24 protein-coding genes and 6 tRNA genes are annotated in these 24,630 nt (G+C 44.2%); 19 read left to right on the top strand and 11 right to left on the bottom strand.

Features of this window, described 5'->3' with window-relative positions; genetic code table 11:
- Positions 1–4: 4 nt before the first annotated feature.
- Entirely contained in the window at positions 5–1,432 is a 1,428-nt protein-coding gene (gltX, locus tag AACT18_RS03320) for a glutamate--tRNA ligase (RefSeq protein WP_013856240.1), read from the top strand.
- Between the two features lie 260 nt (positions 1,433–1,692).
- On the top strand, positions 1,693–2,679 hold the full coding sequence (locus AACT18_RS03315; protein WP_026029039.1) for an OmpA family protein: 987 nt from the start codon (positions 1,693–1,695) through the stop codon (positions 2,677–2,679).
- A gap of 104 nt (positions 2,680–2,783) precedes the next feature.
- Here AACT18_RS03315 and AACT18_RS03310 read toward each other — a convergent pair whose 3' ends face one another.
- The 3 genes from AACT18_RS03310 to AACT18_RS03300 all read right to left on the bottom strand — a co-directional run bounded on the left by AACT18_RS03310 (position 2,784) and on the right by AACT18_RS03300 (position 4,720).
- On the bottom strand, positions 2,784–3,290 hold the full coding sequence (locus AACT18_RS03310) for a Fe3+-citrate ABC transporter substrate-binding protein (protein ID WP_029189872.1): 507 nt from the start codon (positions 3,288–3,290) through the stop codon (positions 2,784–2,786).
- Between the two features lie 165 nt (positions 3,291–3,455).
- Positions 3,456–3,532, bottom strand: a tRNA-Arg gene (locus AACT18_RS03305).
- Between the two features lie 54 nt (positions 3,533–3,586).
- On the bottom strand, positions 3,587–4,720 hold the full coding sequence (locus AACT18_RS03300; RefSeq protein ID WP_094125350.1) for a flagellar assembly protein FlgT: 1,134 nt from the start codon (positions 4,718–4,720) through the stop codon (positions 3,587–3,589).
- A gap of 161 nt (positions 4,721–4,881) precedes the next feature.
- Between AACT18_RS03300 and AACT18_RS03295 the strand changes: the two genes are divergently transcribed.
- Positions 4,882–5,517 carry a FlgO family outer membrane protein gene (locus AACT18_RS03295; RefSeq protein WP_013856244.1) on the top strand — a complete coding sequence of 212 codons (636 nt, stop codon included), beginning with the start codon at positions 4,882–4,884 and terminating at the stop codon, positions 5,515–5,517.
- A 9-nt stretch (positions 5,518–5,526) separates the two neighbouring features.
- On the top strand, positions 5,527–5,958 hold the full coding sequence (flgP, locus tag AACT18_RS03290) for a flagellar assembly lipoprotein FlgP (protein WP_017043110.1): 432 nt from the start codon (positions 5,527–5,529) through the stop codon (positions 5,956–5,958).
- A 97-nt stretch (positions 5,959–6,055) separates the two neighbouring features.
- On the opposite strand, the gene AACT18_RS03285 is transcribed toward flgP, so the two are convergent.
- The 3 genes from AACT18_RS03285 to flgA all read right to left on the bottom strand — a co-directional run bounded on the left by AACT18_RS03285 (position 6,056) and on the right by flgA (position 7,708).
- On the bottom strand, positions 6,056–6,481 hold the full coding sequence (locus AACT18_RS03285; RefSeq protein ID WP_013856246.1) for a flagella synthesis protein FlgN: 426 nt from the start codon (positions 6,479–6,481) through the stop codon (positions 6,056–6,058).
- A gap of 31 nt (positions 6,482–6,512) precedes the next feature.
- Complete coding sequence (gene flgM / locus AACT18_RS03280) at positions 6,513–6,833, bottom strand: flagellar biosynthesis anti-sigma factor FlgM (protein WP_094125349.1); 321 nt, start codon at positions 6,831–6,833, stop codon at positions 6,513–6,515.
- Positions 6,834–6,961: 128 nt separating this feature from the next.
- Positions 6,962–7,708 carry a flagellar basal body P-ring formation chaperone FlgA gene (gene flgA, locus AACT18_RS03275; protein ID WP_013856248.1) on the bottom strand — a complete coding sequence of 249 codons (747 nt, stop codon included), beginning with the start codon at positions 7,706–7,708 and terminating at the stop codon, positions 6,962–6,964.
- A gap of 77 nt (positions 7,709–7,785) precedes the next feature.
- Between flgA and AACT18_RS03270 the strand changes: the two genes are divergently transcribed.
- From AACT18_RS03270 to AACT18_RS03200, 15 genes are all read left to right on the top strand, one after another.
- Positions 7,786–8,712 (top strand): chemotaxis protein CheV, encoded by a 927-nt coding sequence (locus AACT18_RS03270; protein WP_013856249.1) that lies wholly within the window; start codon positions 7,786–7,788, stop codon positions 8,710–8,712.
- Between the two features lie 10 nt (positions 8,713–8,722).
- Positions 8,723–9,550, top strand: a complete 828-nt coding sequence (locus AACT18_RS03265) for a protein-glutamate O-methyltransferase (RefSeq protein ID WP_013856250.1) — start codon at positions 8,723–8,725, stop codon at positions 9,548–9,550.
- A gap of 266 nt (positions 9,551–9,816) precedes the next feature.
- Positions 9,817–10,212 carry a flagellar basal body rod protein FlgB gene (gene flgB / locus AACT18_RS03260; protein ID WP_013856251.1) on the top strand — a complete coding sequence of 132 codons (396 nt, stop codon included), beginning with the start codon at positions 9,817–9,819 and terminating at the stop codon, positions 10,210–10,212.
- 4 nt (positions 10,213–10,216) lie between these two features.
- Positions 10,217–10,633 (top strand): flagellar basal body rod protein FlgC, encoded by a 417-nt coding sequence (flgC, locus tag AACT18_RS03255; protein WP_010319383.1) that lies wholly within the window; start codon positions 10,217–10,219, stop codon positions 10,631–10,633.
- A gap of 16 nt (positions 10,634–10,649) precedes the next feature.
- A complete protein-coding gene (gene flgD / locus AACT18_RS03250; protein WP_017049694.1) occupies positions 10,650–11,357 on the top strand; it encodes a flagellar hook assembly protein FlgD in 708 nt (235 codons plus the stop codon).
- Positions 11,358–11,400: 43 nt separating this feature from the next.
- Complete coding sequence (gene flgE / locus AACT18_RS03245) at positions 11,401–12,705, top strand: flagellar hook protein FlgE (protein ID WP_026027395.1); 1,305 nt, start codon at positions 11,401–11,403, stop codon at positions 12,703–12,705.
- A gap of 198 nt (positions 12,706–12,903) precedes the next feature.
- Positions 12,904–13,653, top strand: a complete 750-nt coding sequence (gene flgF / locus AACT18_RS03240; RefSeq protein ID WP_026027903.1) for a flagellar basal-body rod protein FlgF — start codon at positions 12,904–12,906, stop codon at positions 13,651–13,653.
- A 21-nt stretch (positions 13,654–13,674) separates the two neighbouring features.
- Complete coding sequence (gene flgG / locus AACT18_RS03235; protein ID WP_010319379.1) at positions 13,675–14,463, top strand: flagellar basal-body rod protein FlgG; 789 nt, start codon at positions 13,675–13,677, stop codon at positions 14,461–14,463.
- A 23-nt stretch (positions 14,464–14,486) separates the two neighbouring features.
- Positions 14,487–15,266 (top strand): flagellar basal body L-ring protein FlgH, encoded by a 780-nt coding sequence (flgH, locus tag AACT18_RS03230; RefSeq protein WP_017045947.1) that lies wholly within the window; start codon positions 14,487–14,489, stop codon positions 15,264–15,266.
- 47 nt (positions 15,267–15,313) lie between these two features.
- Positions 15,314–16,405, top strand: a complete 1,092-nt coding sequence (locus AACT18_RS03225; RefSeq protein WP_013856256.1) for a flagellar basal body P-ring protein FlgI — start codon at positions 15,314–15,316, stop codon at positions 16,403–16,405.
- Between the two features lie 9 nt (positions 16,406–16,414).
- Positions 16,415–17,338, top strand: a complete 924-nt coding sequence (gene flgJ / locus AACT18_RS03220) for a flagellar assembly peptidoglycan hydrolase FlgJ (protein WP_094125348.1) — start codon at positions 16,415–16,417, stop codon at positions 17,336–17,338.
- A gap of 142 nt (positions 17,339–17,480) precedes the next feature.
- Positions 17,481–19,355, top strand: coding sequence for a flagellar hook-associated protein FlgK (flgK, locus tag AACT18_RS03215; RefSeq protein WP_017045945.1), 1,875 nt, complete (start codon positions 17,481–17,483; stop codon positions 19,353–19,355).
- A gap of 10 nt (positions 19,356–19,365) precedes the next feature.
- A complete protein-coding gene (gene flgL / locus AACT18_RS03210; protein WP_013856259.1) occupies positions 19,366–20,559 on the top strand; it encodes a flagellar hook-associated protein FlgL in 1,194 nt (397 codons plus the stop codon).
- Between the two features lie 395 nt (positions 20,560–20,954).
- Entirely contained in the window at positions 20,955–22,094 is a 1,140-nt protein-coding gene (locus tag AACT18_RS03205; RefSeq protein WP_017045944.1) for a flagellin, read from the top strand.
- Between the two features lie 506 nt (positions 22,095–22,600).
- Positions 22,601–23,734: a flagellin gene (locus AACT18_RS03200; protein WP_026029038.1), complete on the top strand. Its 1,134-nt coding sequence runs from the start codon at positions 22,601–22,603 to the stop codon at positions 23,732–23,734.
- A 172-nt stretch (positions 23,735–23,906) separates the two neighbouring features.
- Here the strand turns inward: AACT18_RS03200 and AACT18_RS03195 are convergent.
- The 5 genes from AACT18_RS03195 to AACT18_RS03175 all read right to left on the bottom strand — a co-directional run bounded on the left by AACT18_RS03195 (position 23,907) and on the right by AACT18_RS03175 (position 24,489).
- A tRNA-Leu gene (locus AACT18_RS03195) sits at positions 23,907–23,991 on the bottom strand.
- A 52-nt stretch (positions 23,992–24,043) separates the two neighbouring features.
- Positions 24,044–24,120 (bottom strand) — tRNA-Met (locus tag AACT18_RS03190).
- Positions 24,121–24,139: 19 nt separating this feature from the next.
- Positions 24,140–24,224: transfer RNA gene (locus AACT18_RS03185), tRNA-Leu, on the bottom strand.
- Between the two features lie 80 nt (positions 24,225–24,304).
- Positions 24,305–24,379, bottom strand: a tRNA-Gln gene (locus tag AACT18_RS03180).
- 25 nt (positions 24,380–24,404) lie between these two features.
- A tRNA-Leu gene (locus tag AACT18_RS03175) sits at positions 24,405–24,489 on the bottom strand.
- Between the last annotated feature and the right edge of the window lie 141 nt (positions 24,490–24,630).

Raw genomic sequence — 24,630 nt, 5'->3', positions numbered from 1 at the left:
TCAAATGACGGTTAAAACTCGTTTTGCTCCTAGCCCGACAGGCTATCTTCACGTTGGTGGTGCGCGTACTGCACTTTACTCTTGGCTTTATGCAAAAAGCCAAGGTGGTGAGTTTGTTTTGCGTATTGAAGACACCGACCTAGAGCGCTCGACGCAAGAAGCCGTAGACGCGATTCTTGAAGGTATGACTTGGCTAGGTTTGAATTGGGATGAAGGCCCATATTTCCAAACTAAACATTTTGATCGTTATAACGAAGTTGTCGATAAGCTGCTTGCTGAAGATAAAGCCTACAAATGTTACGCCTCTAAAGAGCTGTTAGATGAAGTTCGTGCCGAGCAAGAAGCGAACAAAGAGATGCCGCGCTACGATGCTGATCACCCAAAAATCAAAGCGGTTAACGACGCCGCAAAAGAAGGGGATCCGTGTGTTATCCGTTTCCGTAATCCTAAAGAAGGCAGCGTAATTTTTGACGACCAGATCCGCGGCCGTATCGAAATCTCCAACAGCCAGATGGATGATCTGATCATTCGCCGTACTGATGGCTCACCCACCTATAACTTCTGTGTGGTGGTGGATGACTGGGATATGGGGATTACTCATGTCGTTCGTGGCGAAGATCACATCAACAACACACCTCGTCAAATCAACATTTACGAAGCGTTAGGTGCTCCTGTACCTGTGTTTGCGCACTGCGCAATGATCTTAGGTGACGACGGCGCGAAGCTATCTAAACGTCATGGCGCTGTTTCTGTGATGCAGTATCGCGATGAAGGTTATCTGCCTGAAGCACTGAATAACTATTTAGTTCGTCTAGGTTGGTCTCATGGCGACCAAGAAATTTTCTCGCGTGAAGAGATGATTCAGTTCTTCAGTTTAAATGCTATTAGCAAATCGGCATCTGCATTTAATACTGATAAGTTGCTGTGGTTGAACAATCACTACATCAAAACATCAGAGCCTGAATATGTTGCAAAACACCTTGAATGGCACTTTGAGCAACAAGGCATCAATAAAGACAATGGCCCAGCATTAGCTGAGATCGTTAAACTGGTTGGTGAACGCTGCAATACCTTGGTTGAACTTGCTGCTCAATCTCGTTACTTCTTTGAAGATTTTGCTGAGTTTGATGCTGATGCGGCGAAAAAACACTTGCGCGGTGTGGCGAAAGAGCCGCTAGCACTTGCTTTAAGCAAATTAGAAGCATTGAGTGACTGGACAACGGAAAACCTGCACGCTGTCATCGCTCAAGTGTGTGAAGAGCTTGAAATCGGTATGGGTAAAATAGGCATGCCGCTGCGTGTTGCTGTCACTGGCGGTGGTCAATCGCCATCGGTTGATGCTGTTATGCAACTGATTGGCAAAGAGCGTGTCATTGCTCGTATCAATATGGCATTGGCCTTTATTGCTGAGCGTGAAGCGAACGCTCAATAAGTCAATCATACGAACAACGCTTTGAACCGCAGCTTATGCTGCGGTTTTTCTTTATATCGGCTTTGTTAAATCCTTTGGTGTAGAGCACTGACAATATTTCACAAAACGATGACAGAGAATAAACTAATGCGCTATTTAAGCTTTCTTTACATACAGTATAGTGGTTCCGAGTTATGCAGGTATGTGTGTAGGCGAAAAGTAAACCGTTTTTTGGGTACCGCAACCGCATTATGATAACGATAAATAGGAAAGGAAAAAGTATGAAAAAGTTAGCAGCAGCAGTTTCAATGGCGCTTGTTTTTGCATCTTCTGCCGCAATGGCTGAAGTATACGTAGGTGCTAAAGTTGGTAAATCTTGGCTTGATGACGCTTGTCGTGCTGGAGATGTGTGTGAAGATGAATCTTCTACCGTCGGTGCTTACCTTGGTTACCAAGCGTTTAATTGGCTTTCATTAGAGGCAGGTTACGATTACTTGGGCAAATTTAGTGGTGCGGGGCTGAATGATGAAAAAGTAACGGCCATTACACTCGCACCGAAAGTCAGCCTTCCTTTGACTGATGCCATTGCCTTATATGCTAAAGTCGGCGGTGCTTATGTTGACTATGGCAATAAAGATGATTACTCATATTTAGGTGCCGCTGGTATTGAGTTCAACACCGATAATAACGTCACTTTACGTTTGGAATATCAAAGCCTCACCGATATTAATAACGATCTTGTCCGAGCGGCAGGTAACTCGGCTACCTTAGGTGTTTCGTATAAATTTGGTGGAAGTAAAGCAGAACCTGCGCCAGTCATCGTGCAAGAGGTGTTTGTTGAAGAAGTTGCACAGCCAGTGGTTGAGCCTGTCGTTATTCCCCAAGAACCTGAAACAGTTGTTAAGCATGTGCCATTTCAACGTTTGGACAGCAGTAGCTTTGCCCATAACAGTACTAAGCTAACAGCAGAGAGTACTAACCAGCTTGATAAACTAGTGAAATATTTGCAAGCTTACCCACAAGCCGATGCTGAAATTATTGGTCACACTGACTCAACTGGCGCTGCGGCTTACAACCAGAAACTATCAGAAAAACGCGCACAAGTTGTTGCTGATGTTGTGATTGCTAAAGGTGTGGATGCGAACCGTCTTACCGTAAAAGGTGAAGGGGAAAATAGCCCAATCGCATCGAACGATACAGTCGAAGGTCGAAAGCAAAACCGTCGTGTTGATATCGTTATTCCAAGCTTTGATTATGAAGTGAAATAATAACGCTTAAGTATTAGAAAATAGAGAAAGCCCGTGAAAAACGCGGGCTTTCTTCTTGTAAAACAATGGATTTTAGCCTCTAACCGCTCCGGTATCACGCCACGTTATTTCAAATCAATACTATTCAATCGGCCCATGTAGACAAGAATATCCAAGTCTTCTTTATAAGCCTCTAATAGCGCCTTCTTCGTTTTGGTATAAGCGGCAAGCTTGCCATGCTTGTTGATCGAACAAACGACGCTTTGAAATATACAGTTACCTTTTTCATCATAGTGTCTCCAAGCCGCGATATAACAAGGATCCCTAGCTTCCGGGTTATCGAGCGTTGGTCTGGGTTTGTATATGATTTTAGGTTCTAAACTGTGTGGTAGGCGAGTCATCAAGTAGGGATCTTTGAGCAGACGACGCCAATGTTTGCCCCACATCTCTGAACCTAATTCATTACGCAGCTTTATCGCCTTTTTAAGCCCCTTTTTCTCACCAATACGTATGTAGCCGACAGAACGGTGCAGCACCGTATCGTCCGGCGTATGGATATGAATTTTATAGGCGGTCTTTGCTTTAGAGATAAAGCGGTGACCAGTATTCGTGATTAGATTACTCTTTTTCATGATCTTATCTATCGATAAATCTGTTAATACTAATTCTAGATTATTTGACATAGAACTTACAGTAATCACTGTATATGAATAGTAGTGGCTCAAATCAATATTAGGTCAATTTTTCGTCAGAAAAAAAAGCCTCAATACCGGTTGGGTGTTGAGGCTTTATCAAAATGGCGCTCCCGACAGGAGTCGAACCTGTGGCCTGCCCCTTAGGAGGGGGCCGCTCTATCCTACTGAGCTACGGGAGCAAGGTGAGCTAGTTTACTCAATAATTTTGTGAAGTTAACTAGTTAAAACGAAAATTAAAGCTGTTTGTGCATAACATCGCCAATTTGTATGCTAGAGGCGAGATTTTCTTGATCAACACTCAGCTCTGCTTCATTTTCATAGACGCGAGTAACCGTAAGGGTAATATCACTTTGAGTCACTTTATTTCGTGGTAGCCCTTTCTGATCAATGAATGAACCTGTATGCCACAACTGCAATTGGTCACCGGTTTTAACGCCATGCACACGTCCTAAATCTATCGTGATGGTATTACCATATTTAGCCACAACCTCGGGGAGAGTTATTTTACATGAAAGCTCCGATTCAAGATCGAGCATGATATTTCGGCTGACACGCAGCATCATGCTGCCAAAGGTTGAAGACCAAAAACGTGCACTGCGCGTATCTATCTGACTGGTTTTGGCGAAGGGCCATTTAGCGACTTCTCTATAATGCCTAGTCATGACTTCTTGGCCTGTTTTGCCATCAAACACTTGGATTTGCATAGCAAATTGACGGTTAATCACATCATCGGCGAGTAATTTTTGCTCTATCGTGGCAGTTAAATCGATGATGGTTCCCCCCAAAATGTACTGTGCCCCCGTGTCCTCTGCAATCATGGTTAAGCGTTCTGGGTGCTGTTTTTCAATTGCATAATCTGTGGTGCCAACCGACACAAAACTGCGAGATTCTTGATCGAGTTGGCGGTTGAGTACCTGTGCAAAATCATCTCCCACACTGTAAATTTGCCCCATAACCGCCTGTTGTGGCGATGCAAGATCAATGTTACCCACTAAAAACGTTTTCTTATATTGGCTAACGTGGCAACCTGTTGCCGAAGGGTAAATATCAATTCGAGCTTTAACATACATCACTCCCCGACGTGTTTTATTCTCTTCAACTAACACATAGCGTACTTCATGGTTAGTAAACTGGTACTCTTTACGGTCTGATTCCAGCAGTGGTCGCAAGTTACTGATACTACCGATGTCTGCCCCGGCAAAGTTTACCGCCTTATAGATGGCATCTTCCAATGCATTGAGGCGAGCGACTTCCTCTGAGGAAACAATGGCTGACGATCCGGTCACTTCATACCAAGCAGCATTAACGGCTTGAGAAAAGGTAATGGTGCAACATATTGAAAATATAACAGAAATAATTTTTTTCATTGTTATTTACCAGTTGGGTATAAATTTTGCTTTTAAAATCTTAGCTGATGTAGGCAGTGCGTTTTGAAAGTGTAACAAGTTTTGAAAAGCAAAGAGTGTTCCAAGTTTTTTAATCTGAAGTTTGGAATCAAGATTGCCTCAGTATATCTGGAGATAAGAGAATGAAAAAATGGCTTTCGATAGTGCCAGCAGTTTTGTTAACTGCTTGTGCCTACGCCCCGATTTATAACGGTAAAGAGCCATACAATGGTTCACAGTTTATGCTAATGGAGAGCCCACGTCACACGTTGGACTTCTTTGTTGAAAGCATGACAGAAGATTTGATGGTGTCCAATACTAGTGTTTCTGCTCGCACTCCTATTGCTGTAACATCGTTTGTGGACCTGCAAAGTATGGACGCGACTAACTGGTTGGGTAACTCGGTTTCTGAAGGATTTATCCATCAGTTTCAGCGTCGAGGATTTAAAGTGGTTGATTTCAAAACCACAGGCTCGATTCAGGTAACGCAGCAAGGTGATTTTGCTTTCAGTCGTGACTGGAAAGACCTCGCTCAAGAGCAAGAAATCCAATACATACTGACAGGGACAATGCTTCGTCAAGAAGGCGGTGTATTAGTCAATGCTCGTGTTGTGGGAATGCAGTCTCGTGTTGTGGTTGCTACCGCACAAGGCTTCTTGCCTGCCGATCGTATTGGTCGTGATCTTGATACGCTCAACAGTATCCGTACACAAGATGGTGTGTTAATTCGCTCTGACCCTACGATTAAGCAGCCGTATACGGTTATCTTGCGTCCATAGGAGAAACCAATGAAAAAATGGCTATTACTTCTAGTGACTATCATGATGGTGGGTTGCCAGCCCTTGCAAACCATGCGCGCTGATGAATGGTTGACGGCGGTAGGTTATGCCAATATCAGTGAGCAAACTGGGCGTAGTGTGGATGAAAAGCAAGTCCGTGCAATGCGTGCCTCTAAAATCGATGCTTATCGCGAACTGGCAGAGCAAGTCTATGGAATGCGAGTGAGTGGTCGTGCTGAACTACAAGATCAGCGATTGGGCACAGAGCTGACGTCGGGAGCGGTTGATGGTGTTATCCGCGGAGCAGAAGTGGTCCGCAGTTATAAGGTGGGTGACAGTTATGTTACTGAGTTACGTCTCGATATCCGTAAGATGGATAAACTGCGTGACTACGGAGAAGTTCAGCAAGTACCAGAAAAACGTCAACAAACACTCTTCTAAATCTTCCTTCTCTCCAGATCGAAAAAGCGGCAAAGTTTGCCGCTTTTCTGTTTAATTCGTTTCAGCTTAAAAGTTTAGTCACTCAGCTGCATGTTGATTACGCTTTAATATTGGTCCCTAAAGTGGACACAGTGTGGGTTTGCCCACCAGCGTTATACGTCATGCCAATTTTTCCGTGGCTTTGCTGCATCAAATTATTGAGTTTATTAAAACTGAGTTGTGCACGTTGTAGCGCTTCACCATTAACAAGGTTTGCTTGCTGGCAATCGTGAACAATGGAACGAATCTGATCAACGATTTGCGACAGGAGTACATCTTCAGCCAGGCTCACGACATGGGGATGTTTCGCAATTCGGAGGTCAGTTTGTTGAAGTTGTCCAACTAAGGTCATCTTTTGTTTGGCAATAGCTTCGATTTCACTTGATGAACGGCTCGTAATTGCTAACTTTTCTTGTTCAAGTAGCGAAGAGAGTTCTAGTGCATTTTTCAATTGGAAATCGACTAAGTCTTTTAATACAGCCATTGTATGTTGCCTTAATTAGTCAAAAGTAGGGCTAGTTAAAACCACCCAACTCTTTTTCAAATTTAATCATATTATCAGCCAACTTTTCTGGGTCGACTCTATATGAGCCATTGGCTATCGCATCTTTAATTGCAGCGACTTTGACACTATCAAAACTTGGCTGAGATACCATTTGGTTGTGCATTTCACCAATGGCCTTACCTTGGGTACTAAGTGATACCGCATCTTGATTTTGAGGTGAACGAGTGACCGAGCCGGATGTCGATGGAGATGCATTCGATTCAGTACGAGCATTACTACGATTTGTCGTCGTTAATGTTTGCCCCGAACGTATGTTATCAATACCTGCCATATGTGAGCCTTATTAATAATAATGGAAACCTGTACAGTCAATATCGACGGTGCTTGTGATTACTTTAGCTTTTTTTTCTGTTTCACTTTCTTAACAACGTAAACACATTTAGAAGTGTAATGAAAGCGTTAAAATTGAACCGTGACTTCGCCAATACCGGTTACTTGTGCATCTATTATACGGTTTGATTTATCATTTTTCACTTTTATCTGCTCACCAAAAATACCATCACTTAAAGCGGTTCCTTTGGTTGTGATGATCATTCCCTGCTTGACTGCTTGAATCATAACGTTTTCATTACGACATACGACGCATATATCATCTTGCTCAACGACATCGCCAATACGCATGTTTTTTTTCACTTTAGCTCCGACGATACGATTTATATCGGAAAAACCTTGTCGTCTAAAGCGGTGTAAGTCTACCATTGTAATCAAGACATCTTGCTGCGTAATTTGCTGCCCACGAGAAATGGGTACGGCAACGGTGACAAGTGGCAGTGAAATGGTCAGTCTTACAGGAACATAAATTTTCCAGTTATCTTCAATGCATTCAACCAGAACTGTGATATTACTTGCAGAACCATTACTGGATGAGGAAGAGGTCGATAACGGTGTGGGGCAGTCGGTGGCATAAATTCGGTCATCAACATTTGCCGCTTTTACGTTTAACTCCCCGCTGGGAGGCCACTCAATAGTTTCTAAAACATGTTGTTCCGCAGCTTGTTGAATGGCTTCAACTTGCGGCAAAGTGGCAGAATGAAGAGAAAAATTAAAGAAAAACAATAAAAAGCCGATAGAGAGATAAAAATTTCTATAGAAAGCTCTACACTTAGTTATGGAAAGTAGATGTAAACATATTTTTGTATGCATCATTCTGTTTCTCTGGTTTCTTCATAGCCTGTAGTAGACTACCACTTTTTTGCATAAAAGTTTGAGATGGAGATGAGCTTATGACGGGTATTCTTGATTCTGTGAATCAGCGTACGCAACTCGTTGGTCAAAACCGATTAGAACTCTTAACGTTTCGTCTAATGGGACGGCAACGTTATGGTATCAACGTATTTAAAGTTAAAGAGGTGCTCCAGTGCCCTAAGTTAACTTTGATGCCCAATTTACATCGCCTAGTCAAAGGTGTTGCTCATATTCGTGGTCAAACCGTTTCTGTCATTGATTTGAGTTTGGCCGTGGGCGGACGTCCCACCGCGGACCTTGATAAGTGTTTTGTGGTCATTGCTGAATTCAACCGATCTATCCAAGCTTTCTTGGTCAGCTCGGTGGATCGAATTGTAAACATGCACTGGGAAGCCATTCTTCCTCCACCAGATGGCTCAGGCAAAGATAACTACTTAACCGCAGTCACCAATATCGATAACGAATTGGTAGAAATTCTCGATGTAGAGAAAATTTTGGCAGAGATTTCTCCGGTTAATGAGACAATGGATTCATCGATTGGTGAATCGATCGCCCAAGTAGAAACAGAAAAAGAGATCATCCGTCGAATTTTAATTGCCGATGACTCAACCGTTGCGCGTAAACAGGTTCAAAGAGCAGTAGAATCGATAGGTTTTGAAGTCGTTGCTGTTAAAGATGGTAAAGAGGCGTATGAAAAATTGATCGAGATGGCAGCAGAAGGGCCAATTTACAATCAAATATCTTTAGTGATCTCTGATATTGAAATGCCTGAAATGGACGGCTATACATTAACAGCAGAGATACGTAGAAATTCAGATTTGAAAGATCTATACGTTATTCTTCACTCTTCACTGAGCGGCGTTTTTAACCAAGCCATGGTTGAGCGAGTGGGTGCAAACTCATTCATTGCTAAATTCAACCCTGATGAGCTTGGGAATGCGGTGAAAGCTGCACTAGTTAACTAAAGAGAAATTAATGACTGCTATAACTATAAGCGATCAAGAATATCGCGATTTCAGCCGTTTTTTGGAATCTCAGTGCGGGATTGTACTTGGAGATAGCAAACAGTACTTAGTGAGAAGTCGCTTAAGTCCACTGGTTGCTAAATTCAAGTTAACCTCTCTTTCTGACTTGTTACGTGATGTGGTTACGGGGCGAAACCGTGAGCTACGAGTTGCAGCGGTCGATGCCATGACCACCAACGAAACACTGTGGTTCCGTGATGCTTATCCATTCACCGTTTTAGCGGAACGTCTATTACCCGAGGTCGCTGCAAATAAACGCCCTATAAAAATTTGGTCAGCGGCAAGCTCTTCAGGTCAAGAGCCTTACTCAATGGCGATGACGGTGCTGGAAACTCAACAGCGCAAGCCGGGTATGTTGCCGAGCGTAGCCATCACCGCGACGGATATTTCTGCCAGCATGCTGGATATGTGTAAAGCGGGGATCTATGACAATTTAGCACTTGGCAGAGGGTTATCACCGGAGCGTCGCAAAATCTTTTTTGAGGATGCTGGTGATGGCCGAATGAAAATCAAAGATAACGTTAAGCGTTTAGTTAACTTCCGTCCTCAGAACTTAATGGAGAGCTATGCCTTATTGGGTAAATTCGATATTATTTTCTGTCGTAACGTTTTGATTTATTTCTCACCTGATATGAAGTCGAAAGTATTAAATCAAATGGCTAGTAGCTTAAACCCCGGTGGCTACTTATTGCTCGGCGCATCGGAGTCACTGACAGGATTGACCGATAAGTTTGAAATGGTTCGTTGTAACCCTGGCATCATTTATAAACTCAAATAGCCACATTCTTACGTTGAGTTACTTGCTTACTTTTAGTTACTTGCCCAGCTTTTGCTGGGCTTTTTCTTTCCCCTAATTTCGTTTTGATTGGTGAGATTTACTGAAGTTATGGGCGACAAGTGGATAAAGCGGCGTATATTTTGCTTACATTTCGATTGATTCTTATTTAGAAAAAATTGTTGTAAACATTGTTCGTTTTTTTAAGTTGGTACGTTAATTGCTTTTAATATGAGTAGTAACAGTCAGTTTTTAGTGTAGAGGCAAACATGGCTATTTCTTTTGACAACGCATTAGGTATTCACCAACACACGGTTGGTGTACGTGAGCGCAATGCTGAGGTGATTTCCACCAATATTGCACAGGCGAACACACCGGGCTTTAAAGCAAAAGGAATGGACTTTCAAAAAGCATTGCAGGCGGCAAGTTCAGGGGCAAGCATTGGTCTTAGCCGTACGGATGGTCGGCATATATCTGCCTCCACGAAAGTAACTGGCGAGAGTCTCTATCGAATTCCGACTCAACCTGATACGGGTGATGGCAACACGGTGGACGTAGATTTAGAGCGTAACTTGTTTATGCAAAACCAGATCAGACACCAAGCCTCACTGGACTTCTTAGGAAGTAAATTCAAGAACTTAACGAAAGCAATCAAAGGGGAATAAGTAGATGAGCTTATTTAATGTGTTCAATGTGACTGGTTCTGCAATGAGTGCTGAATCTGTTCGTCTAAATACGACCTCAAGTAACTTAGCCAATGCGGATAGTGTGAGTAGTTCGGCGAAAGATACTTACAAAGCGCGTCACGCGGTGTTTGGTGCAGAGTTAAGTAAAGCGCGTTATAACCGTGATCATAATGTACCTGTAAAAGTATTAGGTATTGTTGAAAGCGATAAACCGCTTAACGCAGAATATAACCCAGATCACCCACTTGCCAACGATGAAGGCTATATTTACAAGCCTAATGTCAATGTGATGGAAGAGATGGCTAACATGATTTCGGCTTCTCGTTCTTATCAAACGAACGTGCAGGTGGCTGATGCAAGTAAACAAATGCTGCTGCGCACGCTGCAGATGGGTCAATAAGATAAGGAGGTAGCGTATGGCCGGAATAAATAACATTGGTCAAAGCGGCTTGTCTTATGTTGACCAGCTGAAAAGTCTTCAAGACCAAAAGAAAACAGAAGAGACAACGGGGAAGCAAGATCTTAAACAAGAAGACTTCCTATCGTTACTCACCAAACAACTGGCTCAGCAAGATCCTTTTAAACCGGTCAGTAATGACCAGATGATCGCCCAAATGGCGTCATTTGCCACAGTTGATGGTATCGGCAAAATGAACACTCAGTTTGAGAGTCTCAACTCGTCGATGACATCCAACCAAGCTCTACAGGCTTCATCACTGGTTGGCCGTGATGTCTTAGTCCCGGGAGCGGCAGGGATCAAAAAAGAGGGTGCTGGGATGGCTGCGATGGTCAAACTTCCTCAAAGTTTAGAGAACTTGTTTGTCCGAATAGAGAATGAAGCTGGACAATTGGTTCGTACCTTTGATGTCGGGGCTAAATCAGCCGGTGATAATCGCGTTGAATGGGACGGTAACGATCAAAACGGTAATCCATTGCCGGGCGGCAAATACCAAGTGAAAGCTTCGGGTTTGCTCGATGGAGAAAGCAAGGAGTTTGCGGTATCGACTTACGCAAACGTCAATAGCGTTCTGCTGGGTAAAGGTGATGGTAACGTACTGCTCAATCTGGCTGGATTTACATCGCCAGTTAAACTTGCTGAAGTACTAGAAGTTGGCAAAGCGTAACTCTTTATAGAGTAGATATGCTAGCTAGATAGGAGATTTTGGAATGTCGTATATATCATTAAGCGGTTTATCCGCAGCTCAGTTAGATCTGAACACCACCAGTAACAACATTGCTAACGCGAATACCTTTGGTTTTAAAGAGTCGCGTGCTGAGTTTGGTGATGTTTACTCAACCTCATTGTTTACCAACTCCAAAACCACTCCTGGTCAAGGTGTTCAGGCGAACAAAGTGGCACAACAATTCCACGAAGGTTCCAGTATTTATACTAATAACCCGATGGACTTGCGCGTTGCGGGAACGGGGTTCTTTGCGGTTGCGAAAGATAAGCTGACGCCTCAACAAAATGAGTTGACCAGAAATGGTGCTTTCCACCTCGATAAAAATGATTACATGGTAACGTCAAATGACGAGTTTTTGCTTGGCTATGATGTTAACCCTGATACTGGTGATGTTCTTTCGTATGAGCCAAAACCTATCAATATTCCTGCTCAGTTTGGTAAACCTAAACAGACAGCCAATGTTGAACTTGGCGCGAACTTGCCAGCTAATGGTAAGTTAAAAGACCCAACCTTATTTGATATTACTGATCCTGAGACGTACAACCGTACCACCTCATCTACGATCTACGATTCGATGGGTCAGCCTTATAAGTTGACATCCTATTACCTCAAAGATCAGACGCAAGCTAACACATGGCAAACCTATTACACCGTGACGGATAAAACTGGTGAGAAACCAATCAATGTAGTTGGTGGTGATGCTACTACGCCGACGGGTCATATTGGGCATACCATGAAGTTTAATAATGATGGTACGCTAGCCAGCATGAATAATGGTCAGCAAATTGTAACCGAGCCTTTAGGTTTGGGGGCAAACCCAGTTGAACTCAACGGTGCGGATGCTAACCAAACATTGTCGTTCAGTCTCGATTCGGCTACGCAATTTGCCGCTCCATTTGAGTTGACTAAATTTGTACAAGATGGTGCAACCACGGGCTTTTTGACGAAGATCGATTTCGATGAAAATGGCAGTGTGCTAGCCACTTACTCAAATGGTCAAAATACCATTCTAGGACGTGTGGGGCTTGTCCGCGTAGCCAATGAACAAGGCTTAGATAAAAAAGGTGGTACGCAGTGGGATTCGACTCAATTCTCAGGTGATAAAATTTGGGGTGAATCAAACAAAGGCTCATTTGGTACCATCAGCAATGGTGTTATTGAACAATCCAACATTGATATGACTCAAGAGCTGGTGGATCTTATCTCTGCTCAGCGCAACTTCCAAGCGAACTCGCGTGCGCTTGAAGTTCACAACCAGCTACAACAAAACATACTGCAGATCCGTTAATTCTTTTAACGTCATCCAATGGCAATACCAAGTTAGCGGCAATGTTAGCTTGGTATTGTTGCCATCTGTTCGCGGCAATCTTCGTTATATCCTCCCTATTTTTTGTGCAATTACATTTAACCTATTGATTTTTAGTTTAAATATAAGTTGGCACGTCAATTGCTTTTAATGATCGAACGATGATTATTGGAGCAGATTATGGATCGCGCACTGTTTCTCGCCATGAGTGGCGCAAAGCAAAACATGCAAGCCATGCAATTAAGAGCGAACAATTTAGCAAACGTCAGTACCACGGGGTTCCGTGCTGATTTGGCGCAAGCTCGCTCAATGCAAGCTTATGGCGAAGGGTTACCGAGCCGCGTGTTTAGCATGACAGAACGTCCGGGACATAATTTTGCGCAAGGCAGTGTCATTACCACAGGGCGCGATCTCGATATCACCATTCAAGGTGACGGTTGGATTTCCATGATGGATAAAACCGGCAAAGAGGGGTTAACCCGCAGTGGCAACCTAAGCATTGACCAAAATGGCATGCTCATAAATGGTAGCGGCCATCTAGTGCTAGATGGAACGGGCGCGCCAATCACTCTACCTATTCCATTGAGTAAAGTAGAAATCGGTAATGACGGTACTATTTCCGTTCGTCCGCAAGGCGCTCCAGCCGATGCGATGGAAGTGGTAGGCCGAATTAAACTGGTTCGACCCAATAATCAATCCCTATACAAAGATACGAATGGTTTATTCCGTGCTAAAGATCCTAATGCAGCATTCGAAGCAGATGCTAGCGTAAAGCTATTAAAAGGTGCGCTGGAAGGCAGTAATGTCAATGCGGTGGGTGAGATGACTAGCTTGATTGAGCTACAACGTCAATTTGAAATGCAAGTCAAAATGATGAGCACCGCAGAAGAGATGGACAAATCGTCCGACTCATTACTTCGTATGAGCTGATAAGCGTTAAAGGAGATTACTATGCAACCTGCATTATGGGTAAGTAAAACCGGGCTTGATGCCCAACAAACCAATATTGCCACTATCTCAAACAACCTAGCGAACGCCTCGACTATTGGTTTTAAAAAGGGTCGTGCGGTATTTGAAGATCTGTTTTATCAAAATATTAATCAACCGGGCGGTCAATCTTCGCAAAATACCAAACTGCCAAGCGGTTTGATGCTTGGTGCGGGTTCTAAAGTCGTGGCAACACAAAAAGTGCATACCCACGGCAACGTACAAACCACGACCAATAGCCTCGATATGATGATTGAAGGTGACGGCTTTTTCCAAATCCTGATGCCAGATGGCAATATCGCTTATAGCCGCAATGGTCAATTTACCCTCAACGACGAAGGGGCAATTGTGACTTCCGGTGCTGGATATAATTTAGAGCCGGAAATTGTTATTCCACCTGATGCAATCTCTATTACTGTCGGTAATGATGGTGAAGTGTCAGTTAGGCTTCGTGGCCAGCAAAATAACCAAGTGGTTGGACAAATTACCACGGTTGATTTTATCAACCCAGGCGGTCTAGAGCCGATTGGTCAAAACTTGTATCTACCGACCGGTGCTAGTGGTGATCCACAAGAAGGGGTGCCAGGGCTTGACGGCCTCGGTGATGTTCGTCAATCCATGCTTGAAACCTCTAACGTGAACGTCACAGAAGAGTTGGTCAACATGATTGAAGCGCAACGCGTTTACGAAATGAACTCAAAAGTCATCTCAGCAGTCGATAAGATGATGAGTTTTGTGAACCAACAACTCTAATCATTAACTAAGAGAATGCTGCGATGAAACGTCTATTGAGTCTTGTATTGGTTACTGCTTTGTCTGGTTGCTCGTTAATGCCGCCACCCGTCGATACTCCTGAAGTGGTTCAAGGTACAACCGTGGTGGACGCGGTTGAAGGGGATAAGTCTGCAGAAGAAGGTTCTGGTTTACTGGACTCAATGCGTAAGCGTTCCGATCCCGTAGCCGGTGATCCCGCTTGGGCCCCCATTCATCCAAAACAGAAACCAGAACATTATGCCGCGGAAACTGGTTCACTGTTTAATTTGGCACAAATGAACAGTCTTTATGATGATTCAAAACCGCGTGGCATTGGCGATATTATTACCGTCAATCTTGATGAAAGTACTAAAGCGGCCAAGAGTGCTGATGCGGATCTATCCAAATCCAATGATGCGTCTATGGACCCACTCGCTGTCGGCGGTAAAGATCTCACCGTGGGTGATTACAACTTCTCTTATGCGTTGAAAAATGACAACAAGTTCAATGGCAGTTCTGCAGCCAACCAAAGTAACAGTATTTCTGGTTCGATCACGGTTGAAGTGATTGAAGTACTCGCCAACGGCAACTTAGTCATCCGTGGTGAAAAATGGCTCACACTGAACACTGGCGATGAATACATTCGCTTAAGCGGTACCATTCGTCCCGATGATATCGACTTTGACAACACCATTGCTTCTACTCGTATTTCTAATGCACGCATCCAATATTCAGGTACAGGCACCAATCAAGATATGCAAGAACCTGGATTCTTGGCACGATTCTTTAATGTCTCTCTGTAACGCCGGAGTTCTGGCGTAAAGAAACGTAGAAATTAAGGTACTAGACCATGAAAAAATTCACCCTGCTTGTTTTAAGTCTGTTGCTCATCGCAACCCATGCACAAGCGGCCCGTATCAAAGATGTCTCTCAAGTTGCGGGCGTGCGGAGTAACCAATTAGTGGGTTATGGTCTAGTCACTGGGCTACCGGGAACGGGCGAATCGACACCGTTCACCGACCAAAGTTTTAACGCCATGTTGCAAAATTTCGGCATTCAATTGCCGCCGGGCACTAAACCGAAAACAAAGAACGTTGCCGCCGTGATTGTGACGGCCGAATTACCAGCGTTTTCCAAGCAAGGTCAAAGTGTCGATGTCACCGTTTCTTCTATCGGCTCTGCTAAAAGTTTACGTGGCGGCACTCTAATGCAAACCTTCCTTAAGGGGTTGGATGGTCAAATTTACGCCGTGGCCCAAGGTAATTTAGTGGTCAGTGGTTTTAGTGCCACCGGTGCTGATGGTTCTAAAATTGTCGGCAATAACCCAACGGTTGGCCTGATTTCAGGCGGCGCTATGGTGGAACGCGAAGTGCCAACACCTTTTAGCCGTGGCGATTTTATTACCTTCAATTTGCTTGAATCTGACTTCACCACGGCGCAACGTATGGCAGATGCAGTGAATAACTTCCTAGGCCCAGAGATGGCGACCGCGGTTGATGCAACGTCAGTACGTATCCGTGCACCACGAGATGTTGGGCAGCGCGTCGCGTTTCTTTCTGCAATCGAAAATGTTGAGTTTGATCCAGCGGATGGCTCAGCCAAAATTATCGTTAATTCTCGAACTGGTACCATTGTTGTCGGCCAGCATGTGCGCTTAAAACCTGCTGCGGTGACACACGGTGGTATGACTGTTGCCATTAAAGAGAATTTGAATGTCAGTCAGCCCAATGCGTTAGCGGGTGGTCAGACAGCTGTGGTGCCTAATAGCCAAATAGAAGTGTCTGAAGCACAAGGTAAAATGTTTAAATTTGAACCGGGTTTGACCTTGGATGATTTAGTGCGCGCGGTCAACGAAGTGGGCGCAGCCCCTTCAGATTTGATGGCGATTCTGCAAGCATTGAAACAAGCAGGCGCGATTGAAGGCCAACTGATCATTATCTAGGAGAGGAAGATGATTAATAATCCCAATGATATTGGCTTTATTCATGATATTGCTAGCTTAGATAAGCTACGTCAGCAAGCAAAAACCGGTGATAAAGAAGGCGAGTCAGCGGCGCTCAAGGCCGCAGCCAAACAGTTTGAAGCGATTTTTACCTCAATGTTGTTCAAATCGATGCGCGACGCCAATGCCGATTTTAAATCTGAGATGTTCAACAGCCAAAACGAAGATTTCTATCGACAAATGCTTGATGAACAAATGTCGAGCGAGCTCAGTGCCTCCGGTTCTTTAGGGCTTGCCGATATGATTGTGGCGCAGCTCAGTCAGGCTAACGGCACCTCGAAAAACGATCCATCAATAACCGACCCGACGCAAGATGGTTTCCAAGAAGCCATGCGCCGTATCGAACGCAGTAACACCCGCCGCCTCTCAACGCAAGAAACGATCGAACCTAGCAAGGTCGAATCGAGTCGATTTGATTCGCCGCAAGCGTTTGTGGCTTCAATGAAACCTTATGCTGAAAAAGCAGCGCGGGCATTAGGTGTTGACTCTTCACTGCTACTTGCTCAAGCGGCATTAGAAACCGGATGGGGACAAAAAGTTGTTCAAAATGCTCGTGGTAGCAGTAATAACTTATTCAACATCAAAGCGGATAAAAGTTGGTTAGGTGAGAAAGTGGCGACGCAAACTATTGAATATCATGATAATACACCCGTGATGGAAAAAGCTGCGTTCCGTTCTTATGGAAATTATCAAGACAGTTTTAATGACTATGTTCGTTTTCTCAATGACAATCCGCGCTACACTGTGGCGCTGAACCATAATGGCAGCGATGAGTCTTTCATTCGTGGCCTGCACGCTGCTGGTTACGCGACGGACCCGTACTATGCTGAAAAAGTGCTGAGAGTAAAATCTCAAATTGAAGCAATGGAATAACCCCTCTAAAGCCAGCTTTGCTGGCTTTTATCTTTCCTTTGTTTTGTCTAATCTCCTCTTTGAAACTCCTTTGGCATACATATTGCAATTACTAACTTAGATATTCAGTAACCACTGATTTGATTAGGTTTTCGGGGGCAGTATGGCGTCGGATCTTCTGAATCTAGGTACCCAAAGTGTACTTACCGCTCAGAGACAACTCAGCACCACAGGTCATAACATTTCTAATGTTAATACAGAAGGTTACAGCCGTCAGTCTGTGATCCAAGGGACCAATACGCCTCGCCAATACGGTGGTGAAACCTACGGTATGGGCGTACATGTGGAAAAAGTTCGCCGCTCATGGGATCAATTTGCCGTTAATGAATTAAACCTATCTACCACCAGCTTTTCCTTTAAGCGTGACGACGAAGAAAATTTAGACATGCTTTCAAAGTTATTGTCGTCAGTGGCCTCGAAAAAAATCCCTGAAAACTTAAACGAATGGTTTGATGCGATTAAAACCCTCGCCGACAGCCCGAATGATGTAGGTGCGCGTAAAGTTGTACTTGAGAAAGCGGATCTGATCACTCAAAACATGAATGATTTTCACGAGAACATTCGCCGCCAATCTGATGCGACCAACAAAGGGCTAGATGTTGCCGTTGAGCGTATTAACCAATTGGCGCTTGAGCTGCGAGATTTACAACGCTTAATGATGCGTACTCCTGGTCCTCACAATGACTTAATGGACCAGCATGAAAAATTGGTGGCTGAGTTGTCTGAATACACCAAGGTCACCGTGACGCCACGTAAAAATGCTGAAGGGTTTAACATCCATATCGGGAGCGGGCACACGCTCGTCTCAGGTACAGAAGCCAGCCAAATGAAGATGGTTGATGGTTATCCTGATGTGAGTCAGCGCCGCTTGGCCATGATTGAAGGCAAAGGGATCAAGACCATTACCACTGAGGATATTGGCGGTAAGTTAAGTGCGCTGTTTACGATGCGAGATAAGCACATTCCTTACCTAATGGATGAACTTGGCCGCATGGCAACATCTTTCTCTTATGAAGTTAACAAATTGCAATCACAAGGCTTGGACTTACGTGGCAATGTAGGAAGAGCGTTGTTTACGGATGTGAACTCTGAAGTCAATGCCCGCTCGCGAGCGATCATCGCTGGCAATTCAAAAGCCGATATGGCGGTCTATATCGAAGATACTTCAGCGTTGAAAAGTGGTGAATACTCCCTACAGTACAACGGCAGCAATTATACCGTATTAAAGCCAACGGGCGAGCGGGTTAACGTTCCGGTCGTTGGCAGCAGTTTATTTTTAGATGGAATGCGAGTTGAGATTCGCAACGCCCCTCAAGCAGGGGAGCGCATATTGCTGCGTCCAACGCGTAATGGTGCCGCTATTATGAAAATGGCGACCAACGATCCGACAGCCATTGCCGCACAAAGTTATGAAGCCTCCACCACTTTTGCCCAAGGGCAGGCAAAATTTAATATTTTATCGGCAGGTGGGTTGCGTGAATTTGAAGTGGTGATCTCACCAACGGGCGATCAATTTGCGGTCACGGATACCAAAGGCAACGTGCTGCTAGAACCACAGGCCTACCCACCATCGAATTCGATTACTGTGCTTGGTACAACGTTTGAATTGACGGCTGGCGCGCTACCCAATGATAAATTTACGGCAAACCTTGTCCCCTCAGAAGGTGATAACGGCAATTTACGTAAGATGCAGCAAATTCAAACGGAGAAAAAACTCAACGACGGTGAAACGACCGTGCTCGGGGTTTATCACGATCTCAATACGGATTTTGGTTTGCAGCTGGCCACCGCGTCACGCTTAAGTGATGTGGCCAGGCTTGAAAAAGAGTCAGCGCAGGAGCGCATTGCGTCCATTTCCGGAGTCAACCTTGATGAGGAAGCCGCGAACATGATGAAGTTCCAACAAGCTTATATGGCTTCCTCACGCATCATGCAGGTGGCTAATGATACTTTCAACACGATTTTGCAGCTGAGATAGGAGGCGATAAATGTTAACCAGAATATCGAGCTTCCATAACTATCAATCGGTGCAAAACGATATGCGCCGTCAAGAATCAAAGATCCATCATAACCAAGCGCAGCTAGCGTCAGGTAAGAAGTTGCTTTCGGCCAGTGATAGCCCATTAGCCACTCATTACATCCAAAAAGTAGGGCAGCAAGAAGAGCAATTACGCCAATATCTTGATGCAATCGTGCTGGTTCGAAACCGCTTAGAGCATCAAGAAGTAATCATTGCCAATGCGGAAAGCTCGACCGATGAGGCAAAGCGTACTGTTATGGAAATGATTAACGGCTCTTTCTCTCCAGAAGATAGAGAAGCGAAAGCGCGTGAGCTGCAAGAGATGTTCAACAACTTAATTGAACTAGCAAATACGCAAGATGAGTCCGGTAACTACATGTTTGCCGGCACCAAGCCGAAGAATCAGCCATTTTTTAGAGATAATGCCAGTAACGTGACTTATTCCGGCGATGATTATCAGCGCAAAATGCGTATCTCCAACAGCTTAGAGATCCCGTTCAATAATCCGGGTAATAAAGTGTTTATGGAGATTGATAACCCGTTTGGTAACTACGAACCAAACTATCAATTAAACGAAGGTTCAGAGTTACTGCTCGAGCGCGCAACTAATTTAGACTCGAATGATACATCACGCTATACCGTGACGTTTGTTGATATGGCTAACGGCAAATATGGTTACCAATTAGAGAAAGATGGCAGCGTGGTACAGGCCGATGAGTTTGATCCACAAAAAGGCATTCGATATCAAGATCTGACGGTGCACGTAAAAGGGCAAATTTCGAAAGGTGATGTGTTAAGCCTAGAGCCACGTTCAACCTTTACCTTATTTGATAGCTATAAAGACGCGATTGAGCTCTCGCAGGGCTCCGTATCGGATGCATCGACGACAGCGAAACTGCACCAAATTACGGAAGAGTTCCATGCCGCCTTTATTCATCTCAATAAAGTGCGTACTGATGTCGGTGCACGCTTGAGCACTTTAGATATTCAACAAGAACAGCATGAAGATTTCAAAATCAGTTTAGCGAAATCAAAAAGTAACTTTGAAGATCTTGATTACGCGGAAGCGGTGATTGAATTTAATGAGAATTCACGTGCGTTGCAGGCTTCACAGCTGGCTTTTGGTAAAACGAAAGATTTGACCCTTTTCAACTATATCTAATCTTCAATGCCTTATGTGCTAAGCCATATGCGCGAAGAGTGGAATGTGTTGAAAAATTGGCCTGGAAATTGCTCATCTACTATCGAGAGATAAAGAGGCAATAGAGCGGCAAACGAAAGTGGCAACTCTGTTGCTAACGAGAAAAAACTGGATGCTCACTCACAAAGATAGAATGATTGAAGTTCTTCTAAGTGATTAAAAAACAAAGAATATTAATTTTAATATCAGATGTTTTAAAAGTTGGCATACTAATTGAATTGTCTATATCAGAGTTGATACAACAAGTTTTTAAATCGGCAAATAGCGGATTTAGCAAGTTCACGGTCAGTGCTTCCAAATGAGAGTAAAGCTGGCCGCTTCGCAAAAAGCTTGCGAACTCACTAGGAGAGCAAACTATGACCATTACAGTAAATACTAACGTCTCAGCAATGACTGCTCAGCGTTACCTTAATAAAGCGACGGGTGAATTAAATACCTCGATGGAACGTTTATCATCAGGTAATAAAATCAACAGCGCTAAAGATGATGCGGCAGGCTTACAAATTTCAAACCGCTTAACCGCTCAGTCTCGTGGCCTAGATGTGGCAATGCGTAATGCCAACGACGGTATTTCGATTGCTCAGACCGCGGAAGGGGCAATGAATGAGTCGACCAGTATCTTGCAACGTATGCGTGATCTTGCTCTTCAATCAGCAAACGGCACCAACTCGGCGTCAGAACGACAAGCTTTGGATGAAGAGTCGACCGCATTGCAAGATGAGTTAAACCGTATTGCAGAAACGACCTCATTCGGTGGACGTAAACTGCTCAACGGCTCGTTTGGTGAAGCATCGTTCCAGATTGGTGCGAGCTCAGGTGAGGCGATCATTATGGGGCTTACCAGCATACGTGCTGATGACTTCCGTATGGGCGGCCAATCGTTCCTTGCAGAGCAAGGAAAGGACAAGGATTGGGGAGTTCCAGCGGGCGCGCGTGATTTGAAATTTGAATTCACCACCCAGGCAGGTGAGCTTGTCACTCTCGATGTGTTAGCCAAAGATGGCGATGATATTGAAGAGCTAGCGACTTACATTAATGGTCAAACCGACAAGCTTAAAGCATCGGTTGATCAAGACGGTAAACTGCAAATTTTTGCCGCAGAACCGAATTTACAAGGTGACCTTGCCATCTCTGGTGGTTTGGCAACCGAACTTGGCCTAAACGGCGGACCGGGCGTTAAGACGACGGTTCAAGATATTGATATCACCTCAGTTGGTGGTTCTCAAAATGCAGTGGGCGTTCTGGATGCTGCGTTGAGATATGTGGATTCACAACGGGCAGAGCTCGGTGCGAAGCAAAACCGTTTAAGCCATAGCATCAACAACTTGGCCAATATCCAAGAGAATGTTGAAGCATCCAACAGTCGAATTAAAGATACAGATTTTGCGAAAGAAACCACGCAAATGACGAAAGCACAGATTCTGCAACAAGCGGGTACCTCGATTCTCGCTCAAGCAAAACAGTTGCCAAATTCTGCAATGTCACTATTGCAGTAATGTTAGGACCCTTCATCCAACAGCTCAGACGTGGGTTAGGTGAAGGAATCCTTGGCAAAGTATGATTATGGCCGAATATAAAGCTCTCTCAAGATGTACCCTGCTTTATAGTCATAGATAATCATACGCCCCGGTCAGTCGGTAATGTGTTCATTTCTCTGATCTCCACATTGGCTCTGGCTACCAACTAGCCCCGGTTCTCTCAAAGGAAAAGGGGCTTTTCTTTATCTATAATTTCTTGCTCTCATCAATGCTCCTCAATCGCCCGTGAAGCCGACCAATCACGTCAAATCTTTAATACTATTTTTGTATTTCAGCCAGTTTTGCAGCGTTTATCCCACTTTTAATCGATATTGGTTATTTTTTACGAAATCGTCGTTTTCCCGTTAAAGGATTCCTAACCGCAGTCGCTAATAATAGTACTTTGAGAGAACTACTTGGTTTTCCGAGACGTCGGAAACCGTTTGTCTATGACGCTAAGTCGGAAAATCAATAGGAGAACCACTATGGCGGTTAATGTAAACACTAACGTTTCAGCTATGACAGCACAACGCTACCTAAACAGTGCTAGCAATGCGCAACAGTTATCAATGGAACGTTTATCATCAGGCTTCAAAATTAATAACGCAAAAGATGACGCAGCAGGTTTGCAAATCTCTAACCGTTTGAATGTTCAAAGCAGAGGCTTAGATGTTGCCGTGCGCAACGCAAATGATGGCATTTCAATTGCGCAGACAGCTGAAGGTGCAATGAACGAAACCACCAACATTTTGCAACGTATGCGTGACTTATCTCTACAATCGTCAAATGGTTCGAACTCGAAAGCCGACCGCGTAGCGATTCAAGAAGAGATCACCGCGCTGAATGACGAACTCAACCGTATTGCTGAAACTACATCGTTTGGTGGCAATAAGTTGCTCAATGGTACTTTTGAGACGAAATCATTCCAAATCGGTGCGGATAACGGTGAAGCGGTCATGCTAAGCCTAAATAATATGCGCAGCGACAACGCAATGATGGGCGGTAAGAGTTACCAAGCGGCAAATGGACAAGATAAAGATTGGACCGTTAAAGCGGGTGCTAATGATCTTACCATTACGTTGACTGACAAACGTACTGGCGAGCAAACCATCAACCTAAGTGCAAAAGATGGCGATGACATCGAAGAGTTGGCCACTTACATCAATGGTCAAACCGACATGTTAAAAGCTTCTGTTGACGATGAAGGCAAACTGCAAATCTTTACTGATAGCAACCGTATTGATGGCGTAGCAACCTTTGGTGGCAGCTTAGCGGGTGAACTGAGTTTCCAAGCTGCAAAAGATGTGACAGTCGATACCATTGATGTCACCTCTGTCGGTGGTTCGCAAGAATCAGTTGCCATTGTTGATGCGGCACTGCAATTTGTAGACAGCCATCGTGCTCAACTGGGTGCATTCCAAAACCGTTTCAACCATGCGATTAACAACTTAGATAACATCAACGAAAACGTAAATGCTTCTAAGAGCCGAATCAAAGACACTGATTTTGCGAAAGAAACCACTGCCTTGACTAAATCGCAGATCCTTTCTCAAGCATCAAGCTCAGTGTTGGCACAAGCTAAACAAGCGCCTAATGCTGCTCTTGGTTTGCTTGGTTAAGTCGTTAACTTTTAAATTAAAAATCCAGCTTCGGCTGGATTTTTTTATGCCTCACTTTTCACGTGATCAAATAATGGATCTGAAAAATGAATCAACGGTTAAAACGGGAGGAAAGGATATATTGTTATGAGGCTAATAAAACAAAACCCAGCCTAAGCTGGGTTTGAATTGATGGTGCGGAAGGAGAGACTTGAACTCTCACACCTTGCGGCGCCAGAACCTAAATCTGGTGCGTCTACCAATTTCGCCACTTCCGCAACTTGTACTGTAGATAGATTGAACATTGGTTATTCAAACTATCGTTGTAAATGGTGGCTACGACGGGATTCGAACCTGTGACCCCATCATTATGAGTGATGTGCTCTAACCAACTGAGCTACGTAGCCATTTGACAATCTTAAATCATGGTGCGGAAAGAGAGACTTGAACTCTCACACCTTGCGGCGCCAGAACCTAAATCTGGTGCGTCTACCAATTTCGCCATTTCCGCAGCGTATTCTTTAAATAAACCGAATGTTATTGATTCAGCTTATCTTTTTACGGTCAGCTTATCGCTAACACTACAAATAATGGCAGGGCTACCTGGATTCGAACCAGGGGATGGCGGCATCAAAAGCCGCTGCCTTACCGCTTGGCGATAGCCCTACAAGATGATTGCTCATCTAAATAATGGTGCGGAAGGAGAGACTTGAACTCTCACACCTTACGGCGCCAGAACCTAAATCTGGTGCGTCTACCAATTTCGCCACTTCCGCAACTTATGCTGTAGATAAACTGAGGATTGGTTACTCAATTTATCGTTGTTATGGGTAGCTTATCGCTAACCATATGAAATATGGCAGGGCTACCTGGATTCGAACCAGGGAATGGCGGCATCAAAAGCCGCTGCCTTACCG

The sequence above is a fragment of the Vibrio sp. V04_P4A5T148 genome, assembly GCF_963875605.1.
GTDB classification, from domain to species: domain Bacteria; phylum Pseudomonadota; class Gammaproteobacteria; order Enterobacterales; family Vibrionaceae; genus Vibrio; species Vibrio anguillarum.
The sequence above is the reverse complement of the archived record's forward strand: the minus strand, read 5'-3'. Positions and strand labels throughout refer to the sequence as shown.

Coding starts and splice junctions, on each gene's coding strand:
- AACT18_RS03225 (WP_013856256.1), top strand. CDS start 15,314: ATGAAAAAATTCACCCTGCTTGTTTTAAGTCTGTTGCTCATCGCAACC.
- flgM (WP_094125349.1), bottom strand. CDS start 6,833: ATGGCAGGTATTGATAACATACGTTCGGGGCAAACATTAACGACGACA.
- flgL (WP_013856259.1), top strand. CDS start 19,366: ATGTTAACCAGAATATCGAGCTTCCATAACTATCAATCGGTGCAAAAC.
- flgJ (WP_094125348.1), top strand. CDS start 16,415: ATGATTAATAATCCCAATGATATTGGCTTTATTCATGATATTGCTAGC.
- AACT18_RS03270 (WP_013856249.1), top strand. CDS start 7,786: ATGACGGGTATTCTTGATTCTGTGAATCAGCGTACGCAACTCGTTGGT.
- flgD (WP_017049694.1), top strand. CDS start 10,650: ATGGCCGGAATAAATAACATTGGTCAAAGCGGCTTGTCTTATGTTGAC.
- AACT18_RS03310 (WP_029189872.1), bottom strand. CDS start 3,290: ATGAAAAAGAGTAATCTAATCACGAATACTGGTCACCGCTTTATCTCT.
- AACT18_RS03200 (WP_026029038.1), top strand. CDS start 22,601: ATGGCGGTTAATGTAAACACTAACGTTTCAGCTATGACAGCACAACGC.
- flgG (WP_010319379.1), top strand. CDS start 13,675: ATGCAACCTGCATTATGGGTAAGTAAAACCGGGCTTGATGCCCAACAA.
- AACT18_RS03315 (WP_026029039.1), top strand. CDS start 1,693: ATGAAAAAGTTAGCAGCAGCAGTTTCAATGGCGCTTGTTTTTGCATCT.
- flgH (WP_017045947.1), top strand. CDS start 14,487: ATGAAACGTCTATTGAGTCTTGTATTGGTTACTGCTTTGTCTGGTTGC.
- gltX (WP_013856240.1), top strand. CDS start 5: ATGACGGTTAAAACTCGTTTTGCTCCTAGCCCGACAGGCTATCTTCAC.
- flgF (WP_026027903.1), top strand. CDS start 12,904: ATGGATCGCGCACTGTTTCTCGCCATGAGTGGCGCAAAGCAAAACATG.
- flgK (WP_017045945.1), top strand. CDS start 17,481: ATGGCGTCGGATCTTCTGAATCTAGGTACCCAAAGTGTACTTACCGCT.
- AACT18_RS03285 (WP_013856246.1), bottom strand. CDS start 6,481: ATGGCTGTATTAAAAGACTTAGTCGATTTCCAATTGAAAAATGCACTA.
- AACT18_RS03295 (WP_013856244.1), top strand. CDS start 4,882: ATGAAAAAATGGCTTTCGATAGTGCCAGCAGTTTTGTTAACTGCTTGT.
- flgP (WP_017043110.1), top strand. CDS start 5,527: ATGAAAAAATGGCTATTACTTCTAGTGACTATCATGATGGTGGGTTGC.
- flgB (WP_013856251.1), top strand. CDS start 9,817: ATGGCTATTTCTTTTGACAACGCATTAGGTATTCACCAACACACGGTT.
- AACT18_RS03205 (WP_017045944.1), top strand. CDS start 20,955: ATGACCATTACAGTAAATACTAACGTCTCAGCAATGACTGCTCAGCGT.
- flgA (WP_013856248.1), bottom strand. CDS start 7,708: ATGATGCATACAAAAATATGTTTACATCTACTTTCCATAACTAAGTGT.
- flgC (WP_010319383.1), top strand. CDS start 10,217: ATGAGCTTATTTAATGTGTTCAATGTGACTGGTTCTGCAATGAGTGCT.
- flgE (WP_026027395.1), top strand. CDS start 11,401: ATGTCGTATATATCATTAAGCGGTTTATCCGCAGCTCAGTTAGATCTG.
- AACT18_RS03300 (WP_094125350.1), bottom strand. CDS start 4,720: ATGAAAAAAATTATTTCTGTTATATTTTCAATATGTTGCACCATTACC.
- AACT18_RS03265 (WP_013856250.1), top strand. CDS start 8,723: ATGACTGCTATAACTATAAGCGATCAAGAATATCGCGATTTCAGCCGT.